This window comes from Pseudomonas sp. ADAK18, assembly GCF_012935695.1.
In the GTDB taxonomy this organism is placed as follows: Bacteria; Pseudomonadota; Gammaproteobacteria; order Pseudomonadales; family Pseudomonadaceae; genus Aquipseudomonas.
The window spans coordinates 3,926,460-3,947,851 of record NZ_CP052859.1 but is presented as its reverse complement, the minus strand read 5'-3'; the positions used below and the strand labels follow the sequence as shown (position 1 = coordinate 3,947,851).

The window sequence follows — 21,392 nt, the reverse complement described above, 5'->3', positions numbered from 1 at the left end:
GAGCAAGCCCGCTCCCACATTGGTTTTGCAGTGTGGCTTAAACCGCTACAGCCCGTGGCTCATTACGACGCAACGCACGAATCTTGTGCAGCGTGTCGGCACAGGTCTTCGCCGCTTCCTGGCCCTTGTGCACGAAGTGCTCAAAAAAGAACGTCTGGTGTTCCATGCCGGCGTGGAAGTGATGCGGTGTCAGCGACACCGAGAACACCGGCACTTCGGTTTCCAGCTGAACCTGCATCAGGCCGCTGACCACTGACTGGGCGACGAACTCGTGACGGTAGATCCCGCCGTCCACTACCAGAGCAGCGGCGACGATACCGGCATAACGGCCGGTCTTGGCCAGCAGCTTGGCGTGCAGGGGCATTTCAAAGGCGCCGCCGACTTCGAAGAAATCGATATCCGATTCCTGGTAGCCCTGGGCGATCATCTCGGCGAGGAAACCTTTACGGCTCTGATCGACAATATCCTTGTGCCAGCAGGCCTGGATAAACGCGACGCGCTCGCCGTGATGGTTTTTGGCTTTGCTGTCAATTGCGGTGGGTTGCATGTTCTGACTCCTGTTTATGAAAAAAACAGGGCGTTATGAATCGAATGGGATTTAAGGGTACGGCATCACCCACCATGCCAGGCATGATCGATTGCGCACGGCCCTTAGGCGCCAATCCCGTTCTCTCTTCATCCGGACTATGACCGTCGGCCCCGGGATCACACCGGGTCTGCTGACCTTGTCGCCGTCCTGCCTAAGCAGTTCGAGGCGCCAAGCGCTCGCGGGCTATGCGCATTGCGCGCAATTACCGCCGGTGGGGAATTACACCCCGCCCTGAGAACGTTGCCGCCAGAACCCTGGCGGCGGTCAGTTTTTACCATATATTTCTGAAAGCTGCATAGGCTGCTTTTCGATAATTGCTATTGATTATATTGGTTGGTCTGTTTGTGGGGCGCGTGCCTACAAAGGACTTGATATTCAACCGCCATGCCCGCAGTAATCGTTATCCAAAGGAATTACTCATCCGCCAGAGGTTTGCTTCATGACCGTGATTGACCTTCGCAGTGACACCGTGACCCAGCCGACCCCAGGGATGCTCGACGCAATGGCCAAGGCTGCCAGCGGTGATGACGTCTACGGTGAAGACCCCAGCGTCAATCGCCTGGAAGCTGAGCTGGCCAGCCGCCTGGGATTCCCTGCGGCGTTGTTTGTACCTACTGGCACTATGAGCAACCTGCTGGCGTTGATGGCGCACTGTGAGCGTGGCGAGGAATACATCGTCGGGCAGCAGGCGCATACCTACAAATACGAAGGTGGTGGCGCGGCCGTTCTAGGGTCGATCCAGCCCCAGCCTCTGGAAGTCCAGGCCGACGGTTCCCTGGACCTGGATCAGGTGTTGGCGGCCATCAAACCGGATGACTTCCATTTCGCCCGCACCCGGCTACTGGCGCTGGAAAACACCATGCAAGGCAAAGTCTTGCCGCTGGCCTACCTGGCGGCGGCACGGGCTTTCTGTCGGGAGCAAGGTCTGGCCCTGCACCTGGACGGCGCGCGGATCTACAACGCAGCGGTCAAGCTGGGGGTGGATGCCCGCGAGATTGCCCAGCATTTCGACTCGGTCTCGGTGTGCCTGTCCAAGGGGCTCGGTGCGCCGATTGGTTCGGTGTTGTGTGGATCCACCGCGTTGATCACCAAGGCTCGTCGTTTACGCAAGATGGTCGGTGGCGGCATGCGTCAGGCAGGCTCGTTGGCGGCTGCGGGGTTGTATGCGCTGGATCATCAGGTCGAGCGCCTGGCCGAGGACCATGCCAACGCTCAATGGCTGGGGGATGAATTGCGCAACGCTGGCTACACGGTTGAGCCGGTGCAGACCAATATGGTCTATGTGCAGATGGGCGATCAGGCCGAGGCATTGAAGGCTTTTGCGGCTGAACGCGGGATCAAGTTAAGTGCTGCGCCGCGTTTGCGCATGGTCACTCATCTGGACGTCAGCCGGGCGCAGTTGGCGCAAGTGGTCGAGACATTTGTCGCGTTTTCCCGAAAATGACAGTGCTGGCCGTCTAATTGACTGCTTCTATCACATAAACACGCTGTACCACGGGCAAAGGGCCGATATAATGCGGCCCTTTGCCGTCGCTCCGTCTGATGACGTTTAGCACTGGCCTTTGGCCGCAGCCTCCGTGGAAGAACCTAATGAAAAGCGCAGAAATCCGTGAAGCCTTCCTTCGCTTCTTCGAAGAGCAAGGTCACACCCGTGTCGCCTCCAGCTCCTTGATCCCAGGCAATGACCCCACCCTGCTGTTCACTAACGCGGGGATGAACCAGTTCAAGGACTGCTTCCTGGGCCAGGAAAAGCGCGCCTACACCCGCGCCACCAGCAGCCAGAAGTGCGTACGCGCCGGCGGCAAGAACAGCGACCTGGAAAACGTTGGCTACACCGCTCGTCACCACACTTTTTTCGAGATGCTGGGCAACTTCAGCTTCGGCGACTATTTCAAGCGTGACGCGATTACCTTTGCCTGGACCTTCCTGACTGGCGTGCTGAAGCTGCCGAAGGAAAAGCTCTGGGTCACCGTCTACGCCACTGATGACGAAGCCTACGACATCTGGACCCAGCAGATCGGTGTGCCGGTCGAGCGCATGATTCGCATCGGCGACAACAAGGGCGCGCCTTACGCCTCCGACAACTTCTGGACCATGGGTGATACCGGCCCGTGCGGTCCTTGCACCGAGATTTTCTACGATCACGGCGCCGACATTTGGGGCGGCCCACCGGGTTCGCCGGAAGAAGACGGTGACCGTTACATCGAGATCTGGAACAACGTGTTCATGCAGTTCAACCGCACCGCCGATGGCGTGTTGCATCCGCTGCCAGCACCGTCGGTAGACACCGGCATGGGCCTGGAGCGGATCAGTGCGGTGATGCAGCACGTTCACTCCAACTACGAAATCGACCTGTTCAAGAACCTGCTGAGCGCGTCGGCCGCTGCCATTGGCTGCGCCAACGACAACCAGTCTTCGCTCAAGGTCGTGTCGGACCACATCCGTTCCTGTGGCTTCCTGATTGCCGACGGTGTGCTGCCGTCCAACGAAGGCCGTGGCTATGTGCTGCGCCGTATCATCCGTCGCGCCTGCCGTCACGGTAACAAGTTGGGCGCCACCGGTAGCTTCTTCTACAAAATCGTTGCCGCGCTGGTGGCCGAGATGGGCGAAGCCTTCCCGGAACTCAAGCAGCAGCAGGCCAACATCGAGCGCGTGCTCAAGGCTGAAGAAGAGCAGTTCTCCAAGACCCTGGAGCACGGCTTGAAGATCCTGGAACAGGACCTGGCTGAGCTTAAAGGCACCGTGGTGCCGGGCGACGTGGTGTTCAAGCTGTACGACACTTATGGCTTCCCGATGGACCTGACGGCCGACATCGCCCGTGAGCGTGAGCTGACTGTCGATGAAGTCGGTTTCGAACGTGAGATGGAAGCTCAGCGTGTGCGCGCCCGTTCCGCCAGCTCCTTTGGTCTGGACTACAACACGCTGGTCAAGGTTGACGTGGCCACCGAGTTCACGGGCTATCACGCCACCGTTGGCTCGGCCAAGATCGTGGCTATTTATAAAGATGGCAAGTCGGTCGACGTCCTGAACGAAGGCGAAGAGGGCGTTGTGGTCCTCGATCAGACGCCGTTCTACGCCGAATCCGGTGGTCAGGTCGGTGACTGTGGTTTCTTGAGTTCGACGTCCGGTCGTTTTGACGTGCGCGACACCACCAAGACCGGCGGTGCTTTCCTGCATCACGGTGTGCTGGTGCTGGGCAACCTGACGGTCGGCGCACCGGTAGACACTCAGGTCGATGCGAATGTGCGCAATGCCACTGCTTTGAACCATTCGGCCACTCACTTGCTGCACGCCGCGTTGCGTCAGGTGCTGGGTGAGCATGTGCAGCAGAAGGGCTCGCTGGTCGATAGCCAGCGTCTGCGTTTTGACTTCAGTCACTTCGAAGCGATCAAGCCTGAACAGTTGAAGGCTCTGGAAGACATCGTCAACGCCGAGATTCGCAAGAACACCCCGGTGGAAACCGAAGAAACCGATATTGAAACCGCCAAGAAAAAAGGCGCCATGGCACTGTTTGGCGAGAAGTACGGCGATGAGGTGCGCGTGCTGAGCATGGGCGGCAGCTTCTCCGTGGAACTGTGCGGTGGTATCCACGCCAACCGTACCGGCGACATCGGTCTGCTGAAAATCATCAGCGAAGGCGGTGTGGCTTCCGGTGTACGTCGTATTGAGGCGGTCACCGGTGCTGCGGCCCTGGCTTACCTCAACGCCGGCGAAGAACAACTCAAGGAAGTGGCCAGCCTGGTCAAGGGCGGCCGTGACAACCTGATCGACAAGCTTTCTGCCGTATTGGAGCGCAACCGTCAGTTGGAGAAACAGCTGGAGCAGTTGCAGGCCAAGGCAGCCAGTGCGGCGGGCGATGACCTGTCGGCTTCTGCCCTGGACGTGAAGGGCGTGAAAGTCCTGGCGGTGCGCCTGGATGGTCAGGATGGCAAGGCGCTGTTGGCCTTGGTCGATCAGTTGAAGAACAAGCTCGGCCGCGCAGTGATCCTGCTCGGCAGTGTCCATGAGGAAAAGGTCGTTCTGGTTGCCGGTGTAACCAAGGACCTGACTGGCCAACTCAAGGCCGGTGATTTGATGAAACAAGCCGCTGCGGCAGTGGGCGGGAAGGGCGGTGGTCGTCCGGACATGGCGCAAGGCGGTGGTACTGACGCTGGCGCCCTGGACGCGGCTCTGGCCCTGACCGTGCCGTTTGTCGAGGCAGGCATTTAAGGCGACGTTAATGAGCCCGTGGTCTAGTCGCGGGCTCAGGCAGCGCTGGTTGATTGAATAATGGGCGCCCCTTTACGGGCTGAGGCGGCTTAGAAATGGCTTTGATCGTACAGAAATTCGGAGGCACCTCGGTCGGTTCTGTCGAAAGAATCGAGCAGGTCGCTGACAAGGTTAAGAAATTCCGCGATGCCGGTGATGACCTGGTGGTGGTGCTGTCGGCCATGAGCGGTGAGACCAATCGCCTGATCGATCTGGCCAAGGCCATCAGTGGCGATCAACAACCGCTTCCTCGTGAACTGGATGTGATTGTTTCCACGGGTGAGCAGGTGACTATCGCTTTGTTGGCCATGGCGCTGAACAAGCGTGGTGTGCCAGCCGTGTCCTACACTGGCAGTCAGGTGCGTATTCTGACGGACAGTGCGCACACTAAAGCGCGCATCCTGCAGATTGATGATCAGAAGATTCGCGCTGATCTGAAAGAAGGCCGTGTGGTGGTTGTCGCCGGTTTCCAGGGCGTTGACGAGCACGGCAATATCACCACCCTCGGGCGTGGCGGTTCGGACACCACGGGCGTGGCCCTGGCGGCAGCCTTGAAGGCTGATGAATGCCAGATCTACACCGATGTGGACGGCGTCTACACCACCGATCCGCGCGTTGTATCCGTGGCTCAGCGCCTGGACAAGATCACCTTTGAAGAGATGCTGGAAATGGCCAGCCTCGGTTCCAAGGTGTTGCAGATCCGCGCGGTGGAGTTCGCCGGCAAGTACAACGTTCCGCTGCGCGTATTGCACAGCTTCAAAGAGGGTCCGGGCACCCTCATTACTATTGATGAAGAGGAATCCATGGAACAGCCGATCATTTCCGGCATCGCTTTTAACCGCGATGAAGCCAAGCTGACCATCCGTGGAGTGCCAGACACCCCAGGCGTGGCTTTCAAGATCCTTGGCCCGATCAGTGGCGCGAACATTGAAGTCGACATGATCGTGCAGAACGTTTCGCACGATAACACCACCGATTTCACCTTCACCGTACACCGCAACGAGTACGATGCGGCTCACCGGATCCTGGAGAATACCGCGAGCGAAATTGGCGCCCGTGAAGTGGTTGGCGATATCAAGATTGCCAAGGTATCGATCGTCGGTGTGGGTATGCGCTCTCACGCAGGCGTTGCCAGCCGCATGTTCGAGGCCTTGGCTAAGGAGAGCATCAACATCCAGATGATCTCTACCTCGGAAATCAAGGTGTCGGTGGTTATCGAAGAGAAGTACCTGGAGCTGGCTGTGCGCGCACTGCATACCGCTTTTGAGCTGGACGCTCCGGCCCGACAGGGCGAGTGATGCGTTGTCAGGAAGGCGCGGTTTAACCGCGCCTTTCATTTTTCTGTCTGGTGCCTGTAGAAACCTGTTCTTTTACGTGTGCTCGACAATACTTAGGCGTGTAGGGCTGCGGCCATCTGGTTGTGGGTCGAATGCCTTTTTTTTGCAGACTGTTGTCCCTGAACTGAAATGCGTGAGGAGAAAGGTATGCTGATTCTGACTCGTCGATGCGCGGAGAGCCTGATTATTGGTGATGGAGAAATCACCGTGACCGTGCTTGGCGTCAAAGGCAATCAAGTACGAATCGGGGTTAACGCTCCGAAAGAGGTGGCTGTCCACCGTGAGGAAATCTACCTGCGGATCAAGAAAGAGAAGGACGAAGAACCAAGCCATTAATTTTTATCGTTTTTTATGTTTGCAAACGGGGATGAAGCTGGTTAATATACGCCCCGTGTTGCGGAGAGCTGGCCGAGTGGCCGAAGGCGCTCCCCTGCTAAGGGAGTACACCTCAAAAGGGTGTCGGGGGTTCGAATCCCCCGTTCTCCGCCATTATTTGCTTAGTACGTTGCAATCTGGTTTTTTCGGTAAGTTGTTGAAATTGCTCGAAAAAATAGCTTTACATAGAGATTGAACGGCCTATAATGCGCGGCAACAAATGCACTCGTAGCTCAGCTGGATAGAGTACTCGGCTACGAACCGAGCGGTCACAGGTTCGAATCCTGTCGAGTGCACCATTTAAGAGTTAGTTGCAGCGATGCAGGTAGCTTGGCTTCAACCAGTTGTGATCTGGTCTAAAAACACAACTTGCACTCGTAGCTCAGCTGGATAGAGTACTCGGCTACGAACCGAGCGGTCACAGGTTCGAATCCTGTCGAGTGCACCAAACAACAAAAAGCCCGCCTAGTGCGGGCTTTTTGCCGTCTGGGGTTTTTATTTCTATTGCTGTGCCATCCGTGCGCTGCAAAAGGCCTCGGTTCTTTTTCTGTCCACCCATGTGTTTTCTTTTCTCCCCGTGTCGTCGCAACTCCATACGTGTGGCCAATACTCAGGTTTGCATCGCAAGCGCTTGTTCTTTCCAGTTTTTTGACGTTTAAAACGGTCGGGCGGTGTATCATTGCGCCCGTCAGCCCCGCCGGGGCTTGTGGAATACCTCCATGGACTTACCCAGTAGTTACTTAACACCCCGCTTTACCAATCATGAATTGACTGATTGATCCTTCCGGCGTGCCCCGCTGCTGGGAGTGGAGTTCGCCTATGACCGAAGTTGAAGTAAAGAAAACACAAGAAAGCCTGCAGGATCGCCTGGCTCAAGTGGTGGAGTTGCTGCATCGCCAGCGCGTGGTCGAAGACCTGACCCATCGCCAGGAAGGTCCGCATCACGATCGGGTCGAGAACCTGGTCCACCGGCAAAACCTCGTCGAGTTGCAACGCAAGCTCGATGATCTGCACTCCGCCGACGTCGCCTACATCCTTGAGGCCTTGCCCCTGGATGATCGCCTGACCCTCTGGCAGTTGGTCAAGGCTGACCGCGACGGCGACATCCTCCTCGAAGTATCCGACTCGGTCCGTGAAACCCTGATCGCCGACATGGACGATCACGAGCTCCTGGCTGCGGCCAAGGAGATGGATGCCGACGAACTGGCCGACCTGGCCCCTGAGCTGCCTCGCGACGTTGTTCATGGGCTGATGGAGGCCCTCGATGGTCAGCAGCGTGAGCGTGTGCGCTCCGCGTTGTCCTATGACGAGGAGCAGGTCGGCGCACTGATGGACTTCGAGATGGTGACTATTCGAGAAGACGTCAGCCTGGAAGTGGTCCTGCGTTACCTGCGCCGCTTGAAGGAGTTGCCAGGCCACACCGACAAGCTGTTTGTGGTCGACTACGAAGGCATCCTCAAGGGCGTGCTGCCGATCAAGCGCCTGCTGGTCAATGACCCGGACAAGAAAGTCGCGGACGTCATGGCCAGTGATCCGGTGAGTTTTCACCCGGATGAAGATGCTTACGACGCAGCTCAGGCGTTCGAGCGTTACGACTTGATCTCGGCACCGGTGGTCGACAAGAACGGTAAGCTGATCGGCCGTCTGACCATCGATGAAATGGTCGATCTGATCCGTGAGGAAAGCGAAAGCGAAGTCCTCAACATGGCGGGTCTGCGTGAAGAGGAAGATATTTTTGCGTCAGTCTGGAAGTCCCTGCGTAACCGCTGGGCTTGGCTGGCGATCAACCTGATTACCGCGTTTATCGCTTCTCGTGTGATCGGGCTGTTCGAAGGCTCTATCGAGAAGCTGGTGGCATTGGCGGCGCTGATGCCGATCGTGGCTGGGATTGGTGGTAACTCGGGCAACCAGACCATCACCATGATTGTGCGAGCCATGGCGCTGGACCAGGTAAGTACGGGGCATGGTTCACGGTTGCTGCGCAAGGAGTTGGCGGTCGCGTTGATCAATGGTGTGGTGTGGGGTGGGGTGATTGGCATAGTGGCTTATCTGCTTTATGGCAGTTGGTCCCTGGGCGTGGTCATGACTGCCGCCATGACGCTTAACCTGCTATTGGCGGCCCTGATGGGGGTGTTGATCCCTATGACACTGGTGCGCCTTGGTCGCGATCCTGCCATGGGTGCCAGCGTCATGATTACCGCCATGACCGACAGCGGTGGCTTCTTCATCTTCCTTGGTCTGGCAACCATCTTCCTGCTCTGATACTTCCCTCTGGGGTTGCGCTGCGGCCCCAAACTCCAAATTCCAGGCAAAAAAAAGCCAGCACATGGCTGGCTTCAGCTTTCAATTGAACATCAGTTGGCTTCTGCAGCGGCCTCGACATCGTGAGCGATAAGCGATACGAGGGCGTTTTGCTGGCGGTGGGAGAGCTGACGAAAACGCTGCAGCAGTTCGCGTTCGTGCAGTGACAGCTCAGGGCTGTCCAGGCGCATGCTCAACTCGTCTCCCAGTGCACCTTCCTGAATAAGGCTCTGCTCCAGGCGTGCAATGATTTCGGAGTTCATGCTGCGGTGATGATTGCGAGCCACCTCGGCAATGCGTTCCCGCATTCCGTCTGGCAGACGTACGACGAACTTGTCAGCCGTACGGCTGGAATAAATTGCCTGTTTCAATGGGCGCATATATTTAACCGGTTAGTTCAGGGGAGCGGTTTTTGGAATTGGCCGCAAGATGTCTGTTAGGACAAGGTTTACCGCCAAATGTTCAACCTGAATTGCAAAGAGGCCGCATCATGCCTCAGATTTGCCAGTTCATTGGCGTCAATTCTGTGACAAATATTGAACCGGCTACAGGCTTTATGCCAGCACTCATTTTCAAATTTGCGGACTGGTTTGAAAACTTTATCTGCAAGGCGTCCAGGCGAGTGGCAAGGCCGCAGACCCTGGGGGAAAAAGGATTTTCGGGGGCACATGCTATAGCAATATGGCCTTTTGCCCTTGAATTTAAGACTAGTGGCAATTTGCCGATTTACGAGGCCTTGGCGACATAAGGTCGGGCATTTGGATGGGTGTGAACCACGCAGAGGAGGGGGCAACTATTTTTTGACTGCGGCGTGCTCGCAGGAAATGCTCAGTGCAACACCGGATCAAACTTGAAGCGTGGTCCGACAATGATCGCCAGTAACCACAGGCTGCCAAACACGGCGCTGGCGATAAAGGTGGTGATTTGTGTGTCCGGTGATGGGATGTTCAGGCCCGCAATGCCGGTAGCCAGGGCCAGGATCAGAAACAGCCAGGCGGATTTTGTCATGGGGTGTTCCGTAAGGGTGGTGTCAAAAAATCCAGTGCTCCGATGAAGCGGTGGCCTGGATGCCTTGGGTCAGTTGGACGGGGGGTTGAGCCTTGGCCGTCATGACTGCCAATTGTGGGCGTTGTTGAATGTGGTGTGAGGCGGCCTGGTTGGCGTATACCGGATCATCACCGACGGGAGATTGGAAGTGGAACATCACCAGTGCGGTCAAGGCCATAGCATTGAGGGCTAGCAGAAGTGCACTGTTCATGGGTGTGTTCTCCGCAGAATGGTGGTGTGAGCTGAGTCTATAAAGATAAGGATTGCAGGGGGCGTGCCAGTCTTTTTATTATTAAATTATATTAAAAAACAATAACTTATGATGATATTGGAATGATGTCTTATTGCATTTTGCAATGATGGTATTTTGAGTTATTGCATTTTGCACGATCGTGATTATCGCCAGCCACTATCGGGTGACGCTCGGCTCTCCGTTAAGAGGCACGGCTTACACTCAAAAAGCCTACGGACGACATGACAAAACTCAGCTCGGCCGTTAACATGCACGCCGTCCGTCGCAACGCCCTTGGCGCGGTGGCTGTCATTTGTCCCAGTAGCTCAATTGGATAGAGCATCCCCCTCCTAAGGGGAAGGTTGGCCGTTCGAACCGGCCCTGGGACACCATCATTGACGTTCCGCTCTTTTTAGAAAGGGCAGGGATTTCGGGAAGGCCCCGTTCAGAACATTCTGGCGGGGCTTTTTTGTGGGCTGAAGGTGGGGGCGGCTACCGCCATGTCAAACGAAGCGCCTGAGTTTCCAGCTCTTTTTGATCGCACTGCGAACCTTGCCGATGTTTAAGGCTCAATGGCATTGCGGCGCGAGTTTTGTACCTTGCAGGTCGCCACTGAGCGTCTGAGACATAGCCTCTTGGCGATGCACCTGTTTTAAAGAAAATATTCCCTGGAAACGGTGTGTTTTGGCTTCCCGGGCCTGACGACGTTGCGCCGTCGGACTATCATGCCGATAGCCTGACACTCACTGCAAGGAGCCGCTCGGAACGCCGATGCGCCAAATCTGGAAATCTTTTCGAGCCCTGTATTTCGCCTCCTTGATGATGCTGATCGGCTCCGGCCTGTTGAGTACGTACCTGGCCCTGCGCCTGGCGGCGGATCATGTCGACAGCCTGTGGGTGGGTGCGTTGATGGCCGCTAACTACTTCGGCCTGGTGCTGGGGGGCAAGATCGGTCACCGGCTGATCGCCCGGGTCGGGCATATCCGGGCCTATGCCACCTGTGCCGGGATTGTCGGTGCGGCCGTGTTGGGTCATGGCCTGATCAATTGGCTACCCGCCTGGATCGTACTGCGGATGGTGGTGGGCCTGGGCATGATGTGCCAGTACATGGTCATCGAGAGCTGGCTCAATGAGCAGGCGGAAGCTAAGCAGCGGGGTGTGGTCTTCAGCGGCTACATGATCGCTTCTTACTTGGGCCTGGTGCTGGGGCAACTGATTCTGGTCATGCACCCTCAATTGGGTCTTGAACTGCTGATGCTGGTGGCGCTGTGCTTTGCCCTGTGTCTGGTGCCGGTGGCCATGACCCGGCGTATCCACCCGGCGCCCTTGCACCCAGCGCCGATGGAGCCGCGCTTCTTTATCAAGCGGGTGCCGCAGTCCCTCAGCACGGTGTTGGGGGCGGGGCTGATTGTCGGTTCCTTCTATGGTCTGGCGCCGCTCTATGCGTCGCAGCAAGGGCTGAGCACCGAGCAGGTCGGCCTGTTCATGGGTAGCTGCATTTTTGCCGGGCTGCTGGTGCAGTGGCCGCTGGGCTGGTTGTCGGACCGCTATGATCGGGCGCTGTTGATTCGCTGTTTCGCCTTGTGCCTGGCAGTGGCGGCGTTGCCGTTGGCGATCATGACCCAGGTGCCGTTGGAGGTGTTGTTTGTGGCGGGCTTCCTCTGTTCGTTGGTGCAGTTCTGTCTGTATCCGCTGGCGGTGGCGTTCTCCAATGATCACGTCGAGGGTGATCGCCGGGTTTCCCTGACGGCGATGCTGCTGGTGACCTACGGCATCGGTGCCAGCGTCGGGCCGCTGTTGGCGGGTGTGGTGATGAAGTTGTTCGGCAGCCATATGCTCTACGCGTTTTTCAGTCTGTGCGCCTTGATCCTGGTCTGGCGTATCCGGCCGAAGGCGGTGACCAACCTGCATCAAGTAGACGATGCTCCACTGCATCACGTGGCGATGCCCGACAGCATGTCCAGTTCGCCGCTGGTGGCAGCCCTCGACCCGCGTGTGGATGAGCAGGTGGTGCAAGACCAGATGCAGACAACAGTTCCGGATCCCGAACTCGAGCCCGAAACCAATCCCGAGCCAGCGGTAGAAGAGCCGGCCTCGTCCGCAGAACTCCCAGAGCATCCGGACCCGGATGATCACCCTCATGATCTGAGCAGGGCGCGTCCCTGAAACAAAAAACGGGCCGTTCCCTGAAGGAACGGCCCGTTTTTTATCGCAACCTTTAAAGATTAAAGGTCGTCATCCTTGTCAAACCGCCGCGCCTCGCGCTGCAATTGGTAGACAAAGCGTTCAACCTGGCGCTGTACCAGCCCGCTCATGTTGTGAAAGCGTACGCCGGCAAAGGTGGTGTCGATCTTTTCTTCGAAGTGCAAATAGCGCAGTTCTACGGCGGTGGTCATGCTGCCGAAGGGCAGGGCAGCGATGAAGCGGTCATAGACCTGGCCCAGTTGCAGGCGCCCGGAGATGTCGCCATCAAAGCGCAGCTTGCAGCCGGTGGCGGAAATATCCAGCAGCTTGCCATTGATGGGGGCCTTGAGCTTCTCACCGCCCAACTCGACATTCACCAGTTGCGCCAGCTTCAGGGCGGCACGGAAGGCACTGCGGCGCTGATGGTAAACCACCTCGTCAGGCATGCTGCCGTTGTAGCTGCGGTGACCGTCTGTTTCGCTGATGGTCAGGGGGCCGTTGCTTTCCCAGGCCACTCGCACGCCGTCATGGAAACCTTCGATGCGGAAGGCTTCGCCATTCTCGAGGTAGCGTTCGCCGTCGCGGGGAATCATCTCGTCCAGGGCAAGGCTTTTGCTTTCCCGGTCCACATCCACCAGATAGCTCTGGAAGCGCTGGTTGCGTTCGTGGAAGGTGATGATCAGGGGATCATGACTTTCTTGCAGCAGCCGCAAGGTGGCGGCAATTTCCAGAGGTGTGGTGAGGACCTTGGGTGGCTGCGGAGCATCTTCCGCGTTAAGGGTGTTGAACACGGTTCTTCCATCTCCAGGCAAAATACGACTACACGCAAGAACCGGCATTTTGCCAGCATGTGGCGCGCCATGATAGGGCGCGCGATAAACCGGCGTCAGGCTTGGCTGAGGGTGCTTGGCTTGGCCAGGCGAGAGGTGGAACCCTGGGCGTTGTACAGCTCTGGAGGTTCGCCGCCATGAAGGATGCGCAACTGGTTGGCGGTCGTGGCTTGCTGAAGCTGGATCGATTGGCCGTTGAGTGCGTTGGCTTGCTGGCACTGGAGCAACAGCTCGTTGAGTGCTTGGCTCTGGCTCAGCAACGGGTCGCCGACCGAGGAATGACTGGCTAATTGTGCAAGGCCGTCGTGGTCAGGCGGTAGCCCCAGGCTGACCAGAATCTGGCTGCGCTTCTTGCCATGCTGTTCCAGCAGGACGATCAGCGACTGCTTGCGCGCCAGGATATCTTCCAGCAGGGGCATGTCCCGGCCGTACAGGGCCAGTGATTCCTCTTGAAGCAGCTCGAGCAAACGTTGCGCTGGAGCAAGGTCTTCAGTGATCAGTTGGAGTAAATTTTCGTCGTGCATGGCTGGCCTTGGGTTTTAAGCGTCCAAAAGCCTGGCGCAGGCCTTTGCCTAGCGCTCGGCTTCGAAGTTAAGCAGTTTGCTGGCTACACGGTTGTTGTCGACTTTATAGCTGCCATCGGCAATCGCCTGCTTCAATTCGGCCACGCGGGCTTTATTGACAACCGGTTGATCGCGCAGCGAGTCAGTGACCTTCTGCAACTGTTGAGCCTCATTGCTCAGGTGTACTGATTCCCCACTCTGGCTGGCACCGGCCTGTTCTGCCTTGGCGGGCAGAGGCTGGGGCTTGGCTTCAACGCTGTCCTTGGCCACGCTGGTGCGCGTATTGCCGGGAAGCGCCGGGGTGTTATTCAAACGACTGAAATCAATGACCATGTTAGAAAACCTCTGGGTATTTGGACGCTTGCCATGTTTTCGGCCATACCCGGACAAACTTTAGGCTCGATTGACAATAAACCTGTACGTGACGACGTCTGCTCACAGTGTAGGAAAAGCCGGCGCCCCGCGCCAGCTATCTAGAGTGCGACCTCCACTTGGCCCGGAGCTGTCACCCGTGCCTTGATCACTCGGTTGGAGTTGAGGTTCTTAACTCGTATTTGCTCGCTCATACCGCCATTGGACAAGGCTTCGCCAGGCATCTTTACGGTCAAGGTGCCGCTGCTGGCGGAGATCACCACCTGATCGCCCTTGCGCACGACTTCGGCCTGTTCGAGATGGACCAGGGTGATGACCTGGTCGGTGACCATTGGTCGGGTGAGTTTCTGTCCGACCGCCTGATCTACCGAAGTCAGGTACCCCTGACTGATTTGGCTGATGTCGCGTTCACGCAGGGCGACGTCGTCGAAACCGATGATTCCTGTGCGTTTCAGAGGCCGGGTGACGACAACGACATCACGAAACAGTTTGACCTGGGCGGGCACAAACACCGTCCAGGGTGAGGCCCCGTCGCAGCGTACCCGCACGGTGACGCGGCCGATGGGTTGGGCAGGGCTTTCCAGGGTGGCTGTCAATTCCTTGTCGCACATGGGCATACGCAGGCGCGGGTCCAGTGGGTTGACCTGGATTTCGTAGCGTCCCGGGGTCTGCGTGGTGGCCAGATAATCTTCTACAGTGAACTCAAGAAAGCCTTGGGTGACGCCGATAAGTAGATCAGGCAGGGTGACATTGTCGGCACGGGCCGGCTGGCCGGTGACGAAAGCCAGCAAGGCCAGCGAGACGCAGAGCAATCTGCGGTACTGTTTAAAGTACGGCAGTGGCTGGGGGCGTCGGGAAACTGTCGGTTTGATGTTCATGGCCAATAAAAAGCAAAGCCCGTGCCGTTTAGTGTGGGTACGCGCTGTACCGTAGGTATGGCGTAGTTTTAGCGTAGGAGTAAAGGCATGGCGGGTGTAATGGATGCAGTGAACCAGCGGACACAGCTGGTGGGACAGAACCGCCTGGAGTTGCTGCTGTTTCGTCTGGACGGCAAGCAGCTTTACGGCATCAACGTCTTCAAGGTACGGGAGGTGCTGCAGTGCCCCAAGTTGACGATATTGCCCAAGTCCAGCCCCGTGGTCTGTGGCGTGGCCAACATCCGTGGCGCGACGATTCCGATTCTTGACCTGGCGATGGCCACTGGTTCCCCGGGTCTACAGGATCGTGAGAACCCGTTTGTGATCATTACCGAGTACAACACCAAGACCCAGGGTTTCCTGGTGCGCTCGGTGGAACGCATCGTCAACATGAACTGGGAAGAGATTCATCCGCCGCCCAAGGGGACCGGGCGTGATCACTACCTCACGGCAGTGACGCGGGTCGACAACCAGTTGGTGGAAATCATCGACGTGGAGAAAGTCCTCGCGGAAGTGGCCCCGACTTCGGAGGCTATTTCAGTGGGGGTGGTGGATGCTGAGACCCAGCACAAGGCGATCTCCCTGCGAGTGCTGACGGTGGATGATTCCTCGGTGGCGCGCAAGCAGGTGTCCCGATGCTTGCAGACGGTTGGTGTCGAGGTCGTGGCGCTCAATGACGGCCGCCAGGCCCTGGACTACCTGCGTAAGTTGGTGGATGAGGGCAAGAAACCGGAAGAAGAATTCCTGATGATGATTTCCGACATCGAGATGCCGGAAATGGACGGCTACACCCTTACGGCCGAGATACGCAACGATCCACGCATGCAAAAATTACACATCATCCTGCATACTTCGTTGTCGGGTGTATTCAATCAGGCGATGGTCAAGAAGGTCGGTGCCGATGACTTTCTGGCCAAATTCCGCCCTGATGACCTGGCATCCCGGGTAGTCGACCGGATCAAGGCAGCAGATCACGGCTAGGGGCTTTTTCCCTGGCGGTCACACGATTTAAGAGGCGGTATCATTGTCTACGGGTAATTTGGATTTCGAACAGTTCCGGGTCTTCCTGGAAAAAGCCTGTGGCATATTGCTCGGTGAAAACAAGCAGTACCTGGTATCCAGCCGTCTCAACAAACTGATGGAGCAGCAGGGGATCAAGTCCCTGGGTGAGTTGGTCCAGCGGATCCAGGGCCAGCCGCGCAGCGGGCTCAAGGAAATGGTGGTGGATGCCATGACCACCAACGAGACCCTGTGGTTTCGCGATACCTATCCGTTTGAAGTGCTCAAGAACAAAGTCCTGCCGGAGTCGATCAAGGCCAGCCCAGGCCAGCGCCTGCGGATCTGGTCGGCGGCGTGCTCGTCGGGGCAGGAACCCTATTCGATTTCGATGTCCATTGATGAGTTCGAGCGGACCAACATGGGCCAGTTGAAAGCGGGGGTGCAGATTGTGGCCACTGACTTGTCCGGCACCATGCTCACCAACTGCAAGACCGGCGAGTACGACAGCCTGGCCTTGGGGCGTGGTTTGTCCCCGGAGCGTTTGCAGCGTTACTTCGACCCCAAGGGCGCCGGGCGCTGGGCGATCAAGGCGCCGATCAAGAGTCGGGTGGAGTTTCGTTCATTCAACCTGTTGGACAGTTATGCCAGCCTGGGCAAGTTCGATATCGTGTTTTGCCGCAATGTGCTGATCTACTTTTCAGCGGAGGTGAAGAAGGACATCCTGTTGCGCATCCATGGCACCCTCAAGCGTGGCGGTTACCTGTTCCTTGGCGCGTCTGAAGCGTTGAATGGTTTGCCGGATCATTACCAGATGGTGCAGTGCAGTCCTGGGATCATTTACCAGGCCAAGTAATACACGGAACAAAATGTGGGAGCGGGCTTGCTCGCGAATGCGGTGTGGCAGTCACCCGATGTATGACTGACCCACCGCATTCGCGAGCAAACCCGCTCCCACTTTTTTTGTGCTCGTCTTTGATATCCCTCTTTGCAAGCCGCCGTAAAGCGGCAACCTCCCATTGCCGCTTTACTGGCACCACGCGGAAACCCCTTGCCGCTTTTCTGGCATTGCCGGCGGCAATCTCCCCGCAAACCCTTGATATAAGGGCTCCCAGCAGATTGGCATGCCCCTTGCTATAACCCTGTTACGAAAAGCAGGTCAGCCCCTAAAGGTTTCCACCATGAGCATCAGCTTCGATAAAGCGCTCGGTATCCACGAACAAGCCCTGGGCTTTCGCGCTCAGCGTGCCGAAGTTCTGGCTAACAACATCGCCAACGCCGATACCCCGAACTACAAGGCTCGGGACCTGGACTTCTCCGCCGTGCTCGCCGCACAGCAAGACAAGACCAAGAACGGCACCTTCGCCTTGAACATGACCAACACCCGTCATATCGAAGCGCAAGGCCTGAGCAATGGCGATGAGTCGCTGCTGTATCGCACGCCGATGCAGCCTTCGATCGACCAGAACACCGTGGATGCCCAGCTGGAGCAATCGGCCTACGCCGAAAACTCGGTGAACTTTCAGGCCAGCTTCACCCTGCTCAACAGCAAATTCAAAGGGCTGATGTCGGCCCTGCGTGGAGAGTAAGTCATGTCTCTAGCCAGTGTTTTCAATATTGCCGGTAGTGGCATGAGCGCCCAGACCACGCGCCTGAACACCGTCGCCAGTAACATCGCCAACGCCGAAACCGTGTCTTCGAGCATCGACCAGACTTACCGTGCCCGTCACCCGGTGTTCGCCACCATGTTCCAGGGTGGCCAGAGTGGCGGCAGCGATTCGCTGTTCCAGAACCAGGACGCTGCCGGCCAGGGTGTCCAGGTGCTGGGCGTGGTGGAGGATCAGAGCAACCTCGAAGCGCGTTATGAACCCAACCATCCCGCCGCCGACGCCAAAGGGTACGTGTACTACCCCAACGTCAACGTGGTCGAGGAAATGGCAGACATGATTTCCGCCAGTCGCTCGTTCCAGACCAACGCGGAAATGATGAACACCGCCAAAACCATGATGCAGAAGGTCCTGACCCTGGGTCAGTGATAAGGGGCGCCAAATAATGGCCATTGTTGATACGTCATCAAACAACACGGCGATCCAGGACCTGTTCAACTCCAAGGTCAAGGACGCTTCGGCAAACAACAACGGGTTGTCGGGTGCGGCCAAGGCCGCTACTGGCAACCAATCGTTGGGCAAGGATGCGTTCTTGCAGTTGCTGGTTACCCAGCTGAAAAACCAGAACCCGCTGTCGCCCCAGGATAACGGCGCGTTTGTTGCGCAGTTGGCGCAGTTCAGCAGTCTGGAAGGCATCAACACCCTGAACGACTCGGTCAACAACATCTCCACCAACTTCAGCTCATCGCAGGCGCTGCAGGCCTCGTCGCTGGTGGGGCGTTCGGTGATCACCCAGACCGACAAGGCGATGGTGGACACGAGCAAGAGCCTCAACGGTTCCGTGGCGGTCACCTCGGCAGTGGGCAATGTCACCGTCAAGGTCACCGACAAGGACGGCAAGCTGGTCAAGACGATCGACTTGGGTGCCCAGAGCGCCGGCAAGGCTGACTTTATCTGGGACGGCAAAAACGAAGCCGGTGAGACAGTCGCTTCCGGTACCTACACCTTCAACGCTTCTACCAAGACGGACAAGGGCGACTCGGTAGCCCTGACGACTTCCCTGCCAGCGACGGTCACCAGCGTGACCCTCGGCCAGAATGGCGGCGAGATGATGCTCAATCTCGCGGGCGGCATGGGCAGTATCAAACTGTCGCAAATTCAGATTATCGGTACATAGAGCCGGCTAAATACGGCAAGAGGAGAGAAACATGTCTTTTAATATCGGCCTTAGCGGCCTCTATGCGGCCAACAAACAGCTGGACGTGACCGGCAACAACATCGCCAACGTCGCGACCACTGGCTTCAAGTCGTCCCGCGCGGAATTTTCCGATATCTATGCGCAGTCCAAGCTGGGTACTGGCCAAAATAACGTCGGCAGTGGCGTGAACCTGGCGGCGGTGTCCCAGCAATTTACCCAGGGCGAGGTCAACAGCAGCGGCGGTCTGCTGGACATGGCGATCCAGGGTGGCGGTTTCTTCGTACAGAAGGGCAGCGACGGTTCGCTGGAGTACACCCGTAACGGCTCCTTCAAGCCGGACAAGGATGGCTATATCACCAACAACACCGGGACTTCACGACTGCAAGGTTATGCTGCGGACGCTGATGGCAAAATCATCAAGGGCGCGCTGACTGACTTGCAGATCAACCTGTCCAATCTGCCGCCCAAGGCTTCCACCAAAGTGGACTCCACCAGTAACCTGAACTCGTCGGAGCCGGTCATCGATCAAACGGCTCATCCGTTCGACCCGACCAAGTCAGAAACCTTCACCACCCAGTACGGCACCACCTTGTATGACACTCAGGGTAATGCGCACCCGATGGTTCAATACATGGTGAAGACGGACTCCAACACCTGGAAGTCCTACACCCTGATCGACGGTCGTAACCCTAACGGTACGCCAATCAGTGGTACGGGTGCCGTCGCTCCAGTGGCCTCGACCGTGACGTTTGACACCGCGGGTACCCTCACGGGGATTGTCACACCGCCAAGCACTGTGTCTAACACCACGCTGACCATTGCGGACTGGAAGCCGGGCGTGATGAGCAACGGTACTTGGGTAACCAACGGTGCAGCGGCCAACCCGGCGGGTATTGCCGTCAACATGGCCAGCATCACTCAGTACAACTCAGCCAGCTATCGCAATCCGCCGATTACCGATGGCTATGCCACGGGTGAAATCACCAATCTGAAAGTTGACGGTAACGGTGTCTTGTTTGCCACCTTCAGCAACCAGCAAAGCAAGGCCATCGGCCAATTGTCCCTGGCCAGTTTCAACAACGAGCAGGGCCTGGCGCCTGCTGGTGGTACCACCTGGAAAGAAACCTTCGCATCGGGCCAACCGGGTTATGACAGCCCGCAGGCTGGTACTTTGGGTTCGATCGTCGCGGGTTCCCTGGAAAACTCCAACGTCAACCTGACTAACGAGTTGGTGGACCTGATCAAGGCCCAGAGCAACTATCAGGCGAACGCCAAGACCATCTCCACTCAAAGCACCATCATGCAGACCATCATTCAGATGACCTGATGCGGTAGCGTTCCACAAGAAGCCCCTCGTGAGAGGGGCTTTTTTGTGGGCGTAAGAAAACAACCTGCGGCGCATCAGGTTACGCACTGAAATGCTTGGGAAGGAACGCTCCATTCTCTTCTCACCACTGATCGGGTCAGAGCCCGGAGGCTCACCAGTCAAGGGGAGAGTGGGTATGTGGTGGAATTCGTCGGGGGCTGGCCAAGGGCCTACAGGTATACGAGGGCAGTATCTGGAGGGCGTAAGTCGTTCAGATGACAAAAAGGACGACGTAGGTGTCAACAATAAGGATAAAGAAGCGGTCAGCAAGCTTCTTAAAGAGCTTGAAGATGCCGAGAAAACGTCCAAGAGTCAGACTGTTCAGGATTTACGTGACAAGCTGAATGAAAAGCGAAAGGAGCTCGGGGAGGAAAAATTCAAGGAGATCCTCGAGCAGCTTAAGAAAGACGCGTCTGAGGATTGGCTCGCGTGGTTGAAGAGACTGTTTCCGGATTTATTTCCGGATGAGCCGTCTCCTTCTCCATCCCCATCCCCTTCTCCAGGTGGCGGTGGCGGTGGCGGTGGTGGCGGCGGAGTAAATCCGAGTGATTTTGGCCCCCGCGAGTCCATGAGCAACAAGCCTATTACCGAAGGGGCTAAATACTTCAATTACAAACCCGATAACAGCAACCCTGGGAAAAAACCGGACAATATCTGGAGCGGATTCAGTCAGGGGCCTGATGGCAATTGCGTCACTGTTTCAGCGATCAAAGCTGCAATGATGCAGTTTGGCCAGAAGCCCACTGACGTCTTCAAAGAGGTAAAGGAGGCGGGCAATGGCTTCGACGTGACCATGCGCGATGGAGTCAAGGTCCATTTGTCCAAGGATGAATTGAGGCAGGCTGCAACACACGCTCGCTTCCAGGGTGATGATCCGAAAATGATGACGGATGCCAACTTCATGTATGCCGTGAGTGCCAAACGGGCGCAAATGGAAAACAACGATGGCACTGCCGGACGCAGTTTCATGGCTGCGATGAACAGCCTCAACGATGGTGAGTACAGTCGGGAAGGTTTGGATCGCCTGGGTCTCAGGGGGCATTACAGGCCGGCTACTGATGCCGACTTGAGAAATGGCAAAGTGGGGACGGTGGAATACGGCGGTCATTCGATGGCAGTGATCGGCGGCCGGATTGAGTTGTGGGGGGGGCGAGGCGAGGCGCCTAAATCGGGTATAGCGACTGTGTTGTTCTAGCCTGATGCACAAGGTTTTGCCTGGGTAAAAGAAAA

General features: G+C 57.2%; 22 protein-coding genes, 4 tRNA genes and 1 riboswitch. Of the genes, 18 read left to right on the top strand and 8 right to left on the bottom strand.

Annotated elements, in window-relative coordinates:
* Positions 1-37: 37 nt before the first annotated feature.
* Complete coding sequence (locus HKK55_RS17775; RefSeq protein WP_155586193.1) at positions 38-547, bottom strand: 6,7-dimethyl-8-ribityllumazine synthase; 510 nt, start codon at positions 545-547, stop codon at positions 38-40.
* A 115-nt stretch (positions 548-662) separates the two neighbouring features.
* Positions 663-832: riboswitch (FMN riboswitch) on the bottom strand.
* A gap of 196 nt (positions 833-1,028) precedes the next feature.
* On the opposite strand from HKK55_RS17775, the gene ltaE reads away from it, so the two are divergent.
* The 8 genes from ltaE (at position 1,029) to mgtE (ending at position 8,811) form a co-directional block, all read left to right on the top strand.
* On the top strand, positions 1,029-2,033 hold the full coding sequence (ltaE, locus tag HKK55_RS17770; protein WP_169355871.1) for a low-specificity L-threonine aldolase: 1,005 nt from the start codon (positions 1,029-1,031) through the stop codon (positions 2,031-2,033).
* Between the two features lie 146 nt (positions 2,034-2,179).
* Entirely contained in the window at positions 2,180-4,798 is a 2,619-nt protein-coding gene (alaS, locus tag HKK55_RS17765) for an alanine--tRNA ligase (protein ID WP_169355870.1), read from the top strand.
* 95 nt (positions 4,799-4,893) lie between these two features.
* A complete protein-coding gene (locus tag HKK55_RS17760) occupies positions 4,894-6,135 on the top strand; it encodes an aspartate kinase (protein WP_169355869.1) in 1,242 nt (413 codons plus the stop codon).
* 186 nt (positions 6,136-6,321) lie between these two features.
* Positions 6,322-6,510: a carbon storage regulator CsrA gene (gene csrA, locus HKK55_RS17755; protein ID WP_002554426.1), complete on the top strand. Its 189-nt coding sequence runs from the start codon at positions 6,322-6,324 to the stop codon at positions 6,508-6,510.
* Positions 6,511-6,572: 62 nt separating this feature from the next.
* A tRNA-Ser gene (locus tag HKK55_RS17750) sits at positions 6,573-6,663 on the top strand.
* A gap of 108 nt (positions 6,664-6,771) precedes the next feature.
* A tRNA-Arg gene (locus HKK55_RS17745) sits at positions 6,772-6,848 on the top strand.
* 72 nt (positions 6,849-6,920) lie between these two features.
* Positions 6,921-6,997: transfer RNA gene (locus tag HKK55_RS17740), tRNA-Arg, on the top strand.
* 371 nt (positions 6,998-7,368) lie between these two features.
* On the top strand, positions 7,369-8,811 hold the full coding sequence (gene mgtE, locus HKK55_RS17735) for a magnesium transporter (protein WP_169355868.1): 1,443 nt from the start codon (positions 7,369-7,371) through the stop codon (positions 8,809-8,811).
* Positions 8,812-8,903: 92 nt separating this feature from the next.
* Here the strand turns inward: mgtE and HKK55_RS17730 are convergent, their stop codons facing one another.
* Positions 8,904-9,230, bottom strand: coding sequence for an Arc family DNA-binding protein (locus tag HKK55_RS17730; RefSeq protein WP_003175643.1), 327 nt, complete (start codon positions 9,228-9,230; stop codon positions 8,904-8,906).
* A gap of 32 nt (positions 9,231-9,262) precedes the next feature.
* Here HKK55_RS17730 and HKK55_RS17725 point away from each other — a divergent pair, with 32 nt between their 5' ends.
* Positions 9,263-9,598, top strand: coding sequence for a hypothetical protein (locus tag HKK55_RS17725; protein ID WP_169352805.1), 336 nt, complete (start codon positions 9,263-9,265; stop codon positions 9,596-9,598).
* Positions 9,599-9,678: 80 nt separating this feature from the next.
* Here HKK55_RS17725 and HKK55_RS17720 read toward each other — a convergent pair whose 3' ends face one another.
* Together HKK55_RS17720 and HKK55_RS17715 are read right to left on the bottom strand one after the other, a co-directional pair.
* Positions 9,679-9,858 (bottom strand): PA3371 family protein, encoded by a 180-nt coding sequence (locus tag HKK55_RS17720; protein ID WP_169355867.1) that lies wholly within the window; start codon positions 9,856-9,858, stop codon positions 9,679-9,681.
* A 22-nt stretch (positions 9,859-9,880) separates the two neighbouring features.
* Positions 9,881-10,108, bottom strand: a complete 228-nt coding sequence (locus HKK55_RS17715; protein WP_169355866.1) for a hypothetical protein — start codon at positions 10,106-10,108, stop codon at positions 9,881-9,883.
* 336 nt (positions 10,109-10,444) lie between these two features.
* On the opposite strand from HKK55_RS17715, the gene HKK55_RS17710 reads away from it, so the two are divergent.
* Both HKK55_RS17710 and HKK55_RS17705 read left to right on the top strand, forming a co-directional pair.
* Positions 10,445-10,521: transfer RNA gene (locus tag HKK55_RS17710), tRNA-Arg, on the top strand.
* Between the two features lie 379 nt (positions 10,522-10,900).
* On the top strand, positions 10,901-12,295 hold the full coding sequence (locus tag HKK55_RS17705) for an MFS transporter (protein WP_169355865.1): 1,395 nt from the start codon (positions 10,901-10,903) through the stop codon (positions 12,293-12,295).
* A 59-nt stretch (positions 12,296-12,354) separates the two neighbouring features.
* On the opposite strand, the gene HKK55_RS17700 is transcribed toward HKK55_RS17705, so the two are convergent.
* The 4 genes from HKK55_RS17700 to flgA all read right to left on the bottom strand — a co-directional run bounded on the left by HKK55_RS17700 (position 12,355) and on the right by flgA (position 14,956).
* Entirely contained in the window at positions 12,355-13,104 is a 750-nt protein-coding gene (locus tag HKK55_RS17700) for a flagellar brake protein (RefSeq protein ID WP_169355864.1), read from the bottom strand.
* Positions 13,105-13,199: 95 nt separating this feature from the next.
* On the bottom strand, positions 13,200-13,667 hold the full coding sequence (locus HKK55_RS17695; RefSeq protein WP_169355863.1) for a flagella synthesis protein FlgN: 468 nt from the start codon (positions 13,665-13,667) through the stop codon (positions 13,200-13,202).
* Positions 13,668-13,715: 48 nt separating this feature from the next.
* On the bottom strand, positions 13,716-14,039 hold the full coding sequence (gene flgM, locus HKK55_RS17690) for a flagellar biosynthesis anti-sigma factor FlgM (RefSeq protein ID WP_169355862.1): 324 nt from the start codon (positions 14,037-14,039) through the stop codon (positions 13,716-13,718).
* Between the two features lie 140 nt (positions 14,040-14,179).
* The gene (gene flgA / locus HKK55_RS17685) at positions 14,180-14,956 is read right to left on the bottom strand and encodes a flagellar basal body P-ring formation chaperone FlgA (protein WP_169355861.1); all 777 of its coding nucleotides are present in this window, start codon (positions 14,954-14,956) and stop codon (positions 14,180-14,182) included.
* Positions 14,957-15,043: 87 nt separating this feature from the next.
* Between flgA and HKK55_RS17680 the strand changes: the two genes are divergently transcribed.
* The 7 genes from HKK55_RS17680 to HKK55_RS17650 all read left to right on the top strand — a co-directional run bounded on the left by HKK55_RS17680 (position 15,044) and on the right by HKK55_RS17650 (position 21,357).
* Positions 15,044-15,976, top strand: coding sequence for a chemotaxis protein CheV (locus HKK55_RS17680; RefSeq protein ID WP_169355860.1), 933 nt, complete (start codon positions 15,044-15,046; stop codon positions 15,974-15,976).
* Between the two features lie 43 nt (positions 15,977-16,019).
* On the top strand, positions 16,020-16,847 hold the full coding sequence (cheR, locus tag HKK55_RS17675) for a protein-glutamate O-methyltransferase CheR (RefSeq protein WP_169355859.1): 828 nt from the start codon (positions 16,020-16,022) through the stop codon (positions 16,845-16,847).
* A gap of 325 nt (positions 16,848-17,172) precedes the next feature.
* On the top strand, positions 17,173-17,580 hold the full coding sequence (flgB, locus tag HKK55_RS17670) for a flagellar basal body rod protein FlgB (protein ID WP_169355858.1): 408 nt from the start codon (positions 17,173-17,175) through the stop codon (positions 17,578-17,580).
* Between the two features lie 3 nt (positions 17,581-17,583).
* The gene (flgC, locus tag HKK55_RS17665; protein WP_046046514.1) at positions 17,584-18,027 is read left to right on the top strand and encodes a flagellar basal body rod protein FlgC; all 444 of its coding nucleotides are present in this window, start codon (positions 17,584-17,586) and stop codon (positions 18,025-18,027) included.
* Positions 18,028-18,043: 16 nt separating this feature from the next.
* Positions 18,044-18,775 (top strand): flagellar hook assembly protein FlgD, encoded by a 732-nt coding sequence (flgD, locus tag HKK55_RS17660; protein ID WP_169355857.1) that lies wholly within the window; start codon positions 18,044-18,046, stop codon positions 18,773-18,775.
* 31 nt (positions 18,776-18,806) lie between these two features.
* Complete coding sequence (gene flgE, locus HKK55_RS17655; RefSeq protein ID WP_169355856.1) at positions 18,807-20,123, top strand: flagellar hook protein FlgE; 1,317 nt, start codon at positions 18,807-18,809, stop codon at positions 20,121-20,123.
* A 175-nt stretch (positions 20,124-20,298) separates the two neighbouring features.
* On the top strand, positions 20,299-21,357 hold the full coding sequence (locus HKK55_RS17650; RefSeq protein ID WP_237151266.1) for a hypothetical protein: 1,059 nt from the start codon (positions 20,299-20,301) through the stop codon (positions 21,355-21,357).
* Positions 21,358-21,392 lie beyond the last annotated feature (35 nt).

Coding starts and splice junctions, on each gene's coding strand:
- flgE (WP_169355856.1), top strand. CDS start 18,807: ATGTCTTTTAATATCGGCCTTAGCGGCCTCTATGCGGCCAACAAACAG.
- HKK55_RS17715 (WP_169355866.1), bottom strand. CDS start 10,108: ATGAACAGTGCACTTCTGCTAGCCCTCAATGCTATGGCCTTGACCGCA.
- HKK55_RS17720 (WP_169355867.1), bottom strand. CDS start 9,858: ATGACAAAATCCGCCTGGCTGTTTCTGATCCTGGCCCTGGCTACCGGC.
- HKK55_RS17775 (WP_155586193.1), bottom strand. CDS start 547: ATGCAACCCACCGCAATTGACAGCAAAGCCAAAAACCATCACGGCGAG.
- HKK55_RS17695 (WP_169355863.1), bottom strand. CDS start 13,667: ATGCACGACGAAAATTTACTCCAACTGATCACTGAAGACCTTGCTCCA.
- flgD (WP_169355857.1), top strand. CDS start 18,044: ATGGCCATTGTTGATACGTCATCAAACAACACGGCGATCCAGGACCTG.
- flgC (WP_046046514.1), top strand. CDS start 17,584: ATGTCTCTAGCCAGTGTTTTCAATATTGCCGGTAGTGGCATGAGCGCC.
- mgtE (WP_169355868.1), top strand. CDS start 7,369: ATGACCGAAGTTGAAGTAAAGAAAACACAAGAAAGCCTGCAGGATCGC.
- csrA (WP_002554426.1), top strand. CDS start 6,322: ATGCTGATTCTGACTCGTCGATGCGCGGAGAGCCTGATTATTGGTGAT.
- HKK55_RS17730 (WP_003175643.1), bottom strand. CDS start 9,230: ATGCGCCCATTGAAACAGGCAATTTATTCCAGCCGTACGGCTGACAAG.
- HKK55_RS17680 (WP_169355860.1), top strand. CDS start 15,044: ATGGCGGGTGTAATGGATGCAGTGAACCAGCGGACACAGCTGGTGGGA.
- HKK55_RS17760 (WP_169355869.1), top strand. CDS start 4,894: ATGGCTTTGATCGTACAGAAATTCGGAGGCACCTCGGTCGGTTCTGTC.
- flgA (WP_169355861.1), bottom strand. CDS start 14,956: ATGAACATCAAACCGACAGTTTCCCGACGCCCCCAGCCACTGCCGTAC.
- flgM (WP_169355862.1), bottom strand. CDS start 14,039: ATGGTCATTGATTTCAGTCGTTTGAATAACACCCCGGCGCTTCCCGGC.
- flgB (WP_169355858.1), top strand. CDS start 17,173: ATGAGCATCAGCTTCGATAAAGCGCTCGGTATCCACGAACAAGCCCTG.
- alaS (WP_169355870.1), top strand. CDS start 2,180: ATGAAAAGCGCAGAAATCCGTGAAGCCTTCCTTCGCTTCTTCGAAGAG.
- HKK55_RS17650 (WP_237151266.1), top strand. CDS start 20,299: ATGTGGTGGAATTCGTCGGGGGCTGGCCAAGGGCCTACAGGTATACGA.
- ltaE (WP_169355871.1), top strand. CDS start 1,029: ATGACCGTGATTGACCTTCGCAGTGACACCGTGACCCAGCCGACCCCA.
- HKK55_RS17705 (WP_169355865.1), top strand. CDS start 10,901: ATGCGCCAAATCTGGAAATCTTTTCGAGCCCTGTATTTCGCCTCCTTG.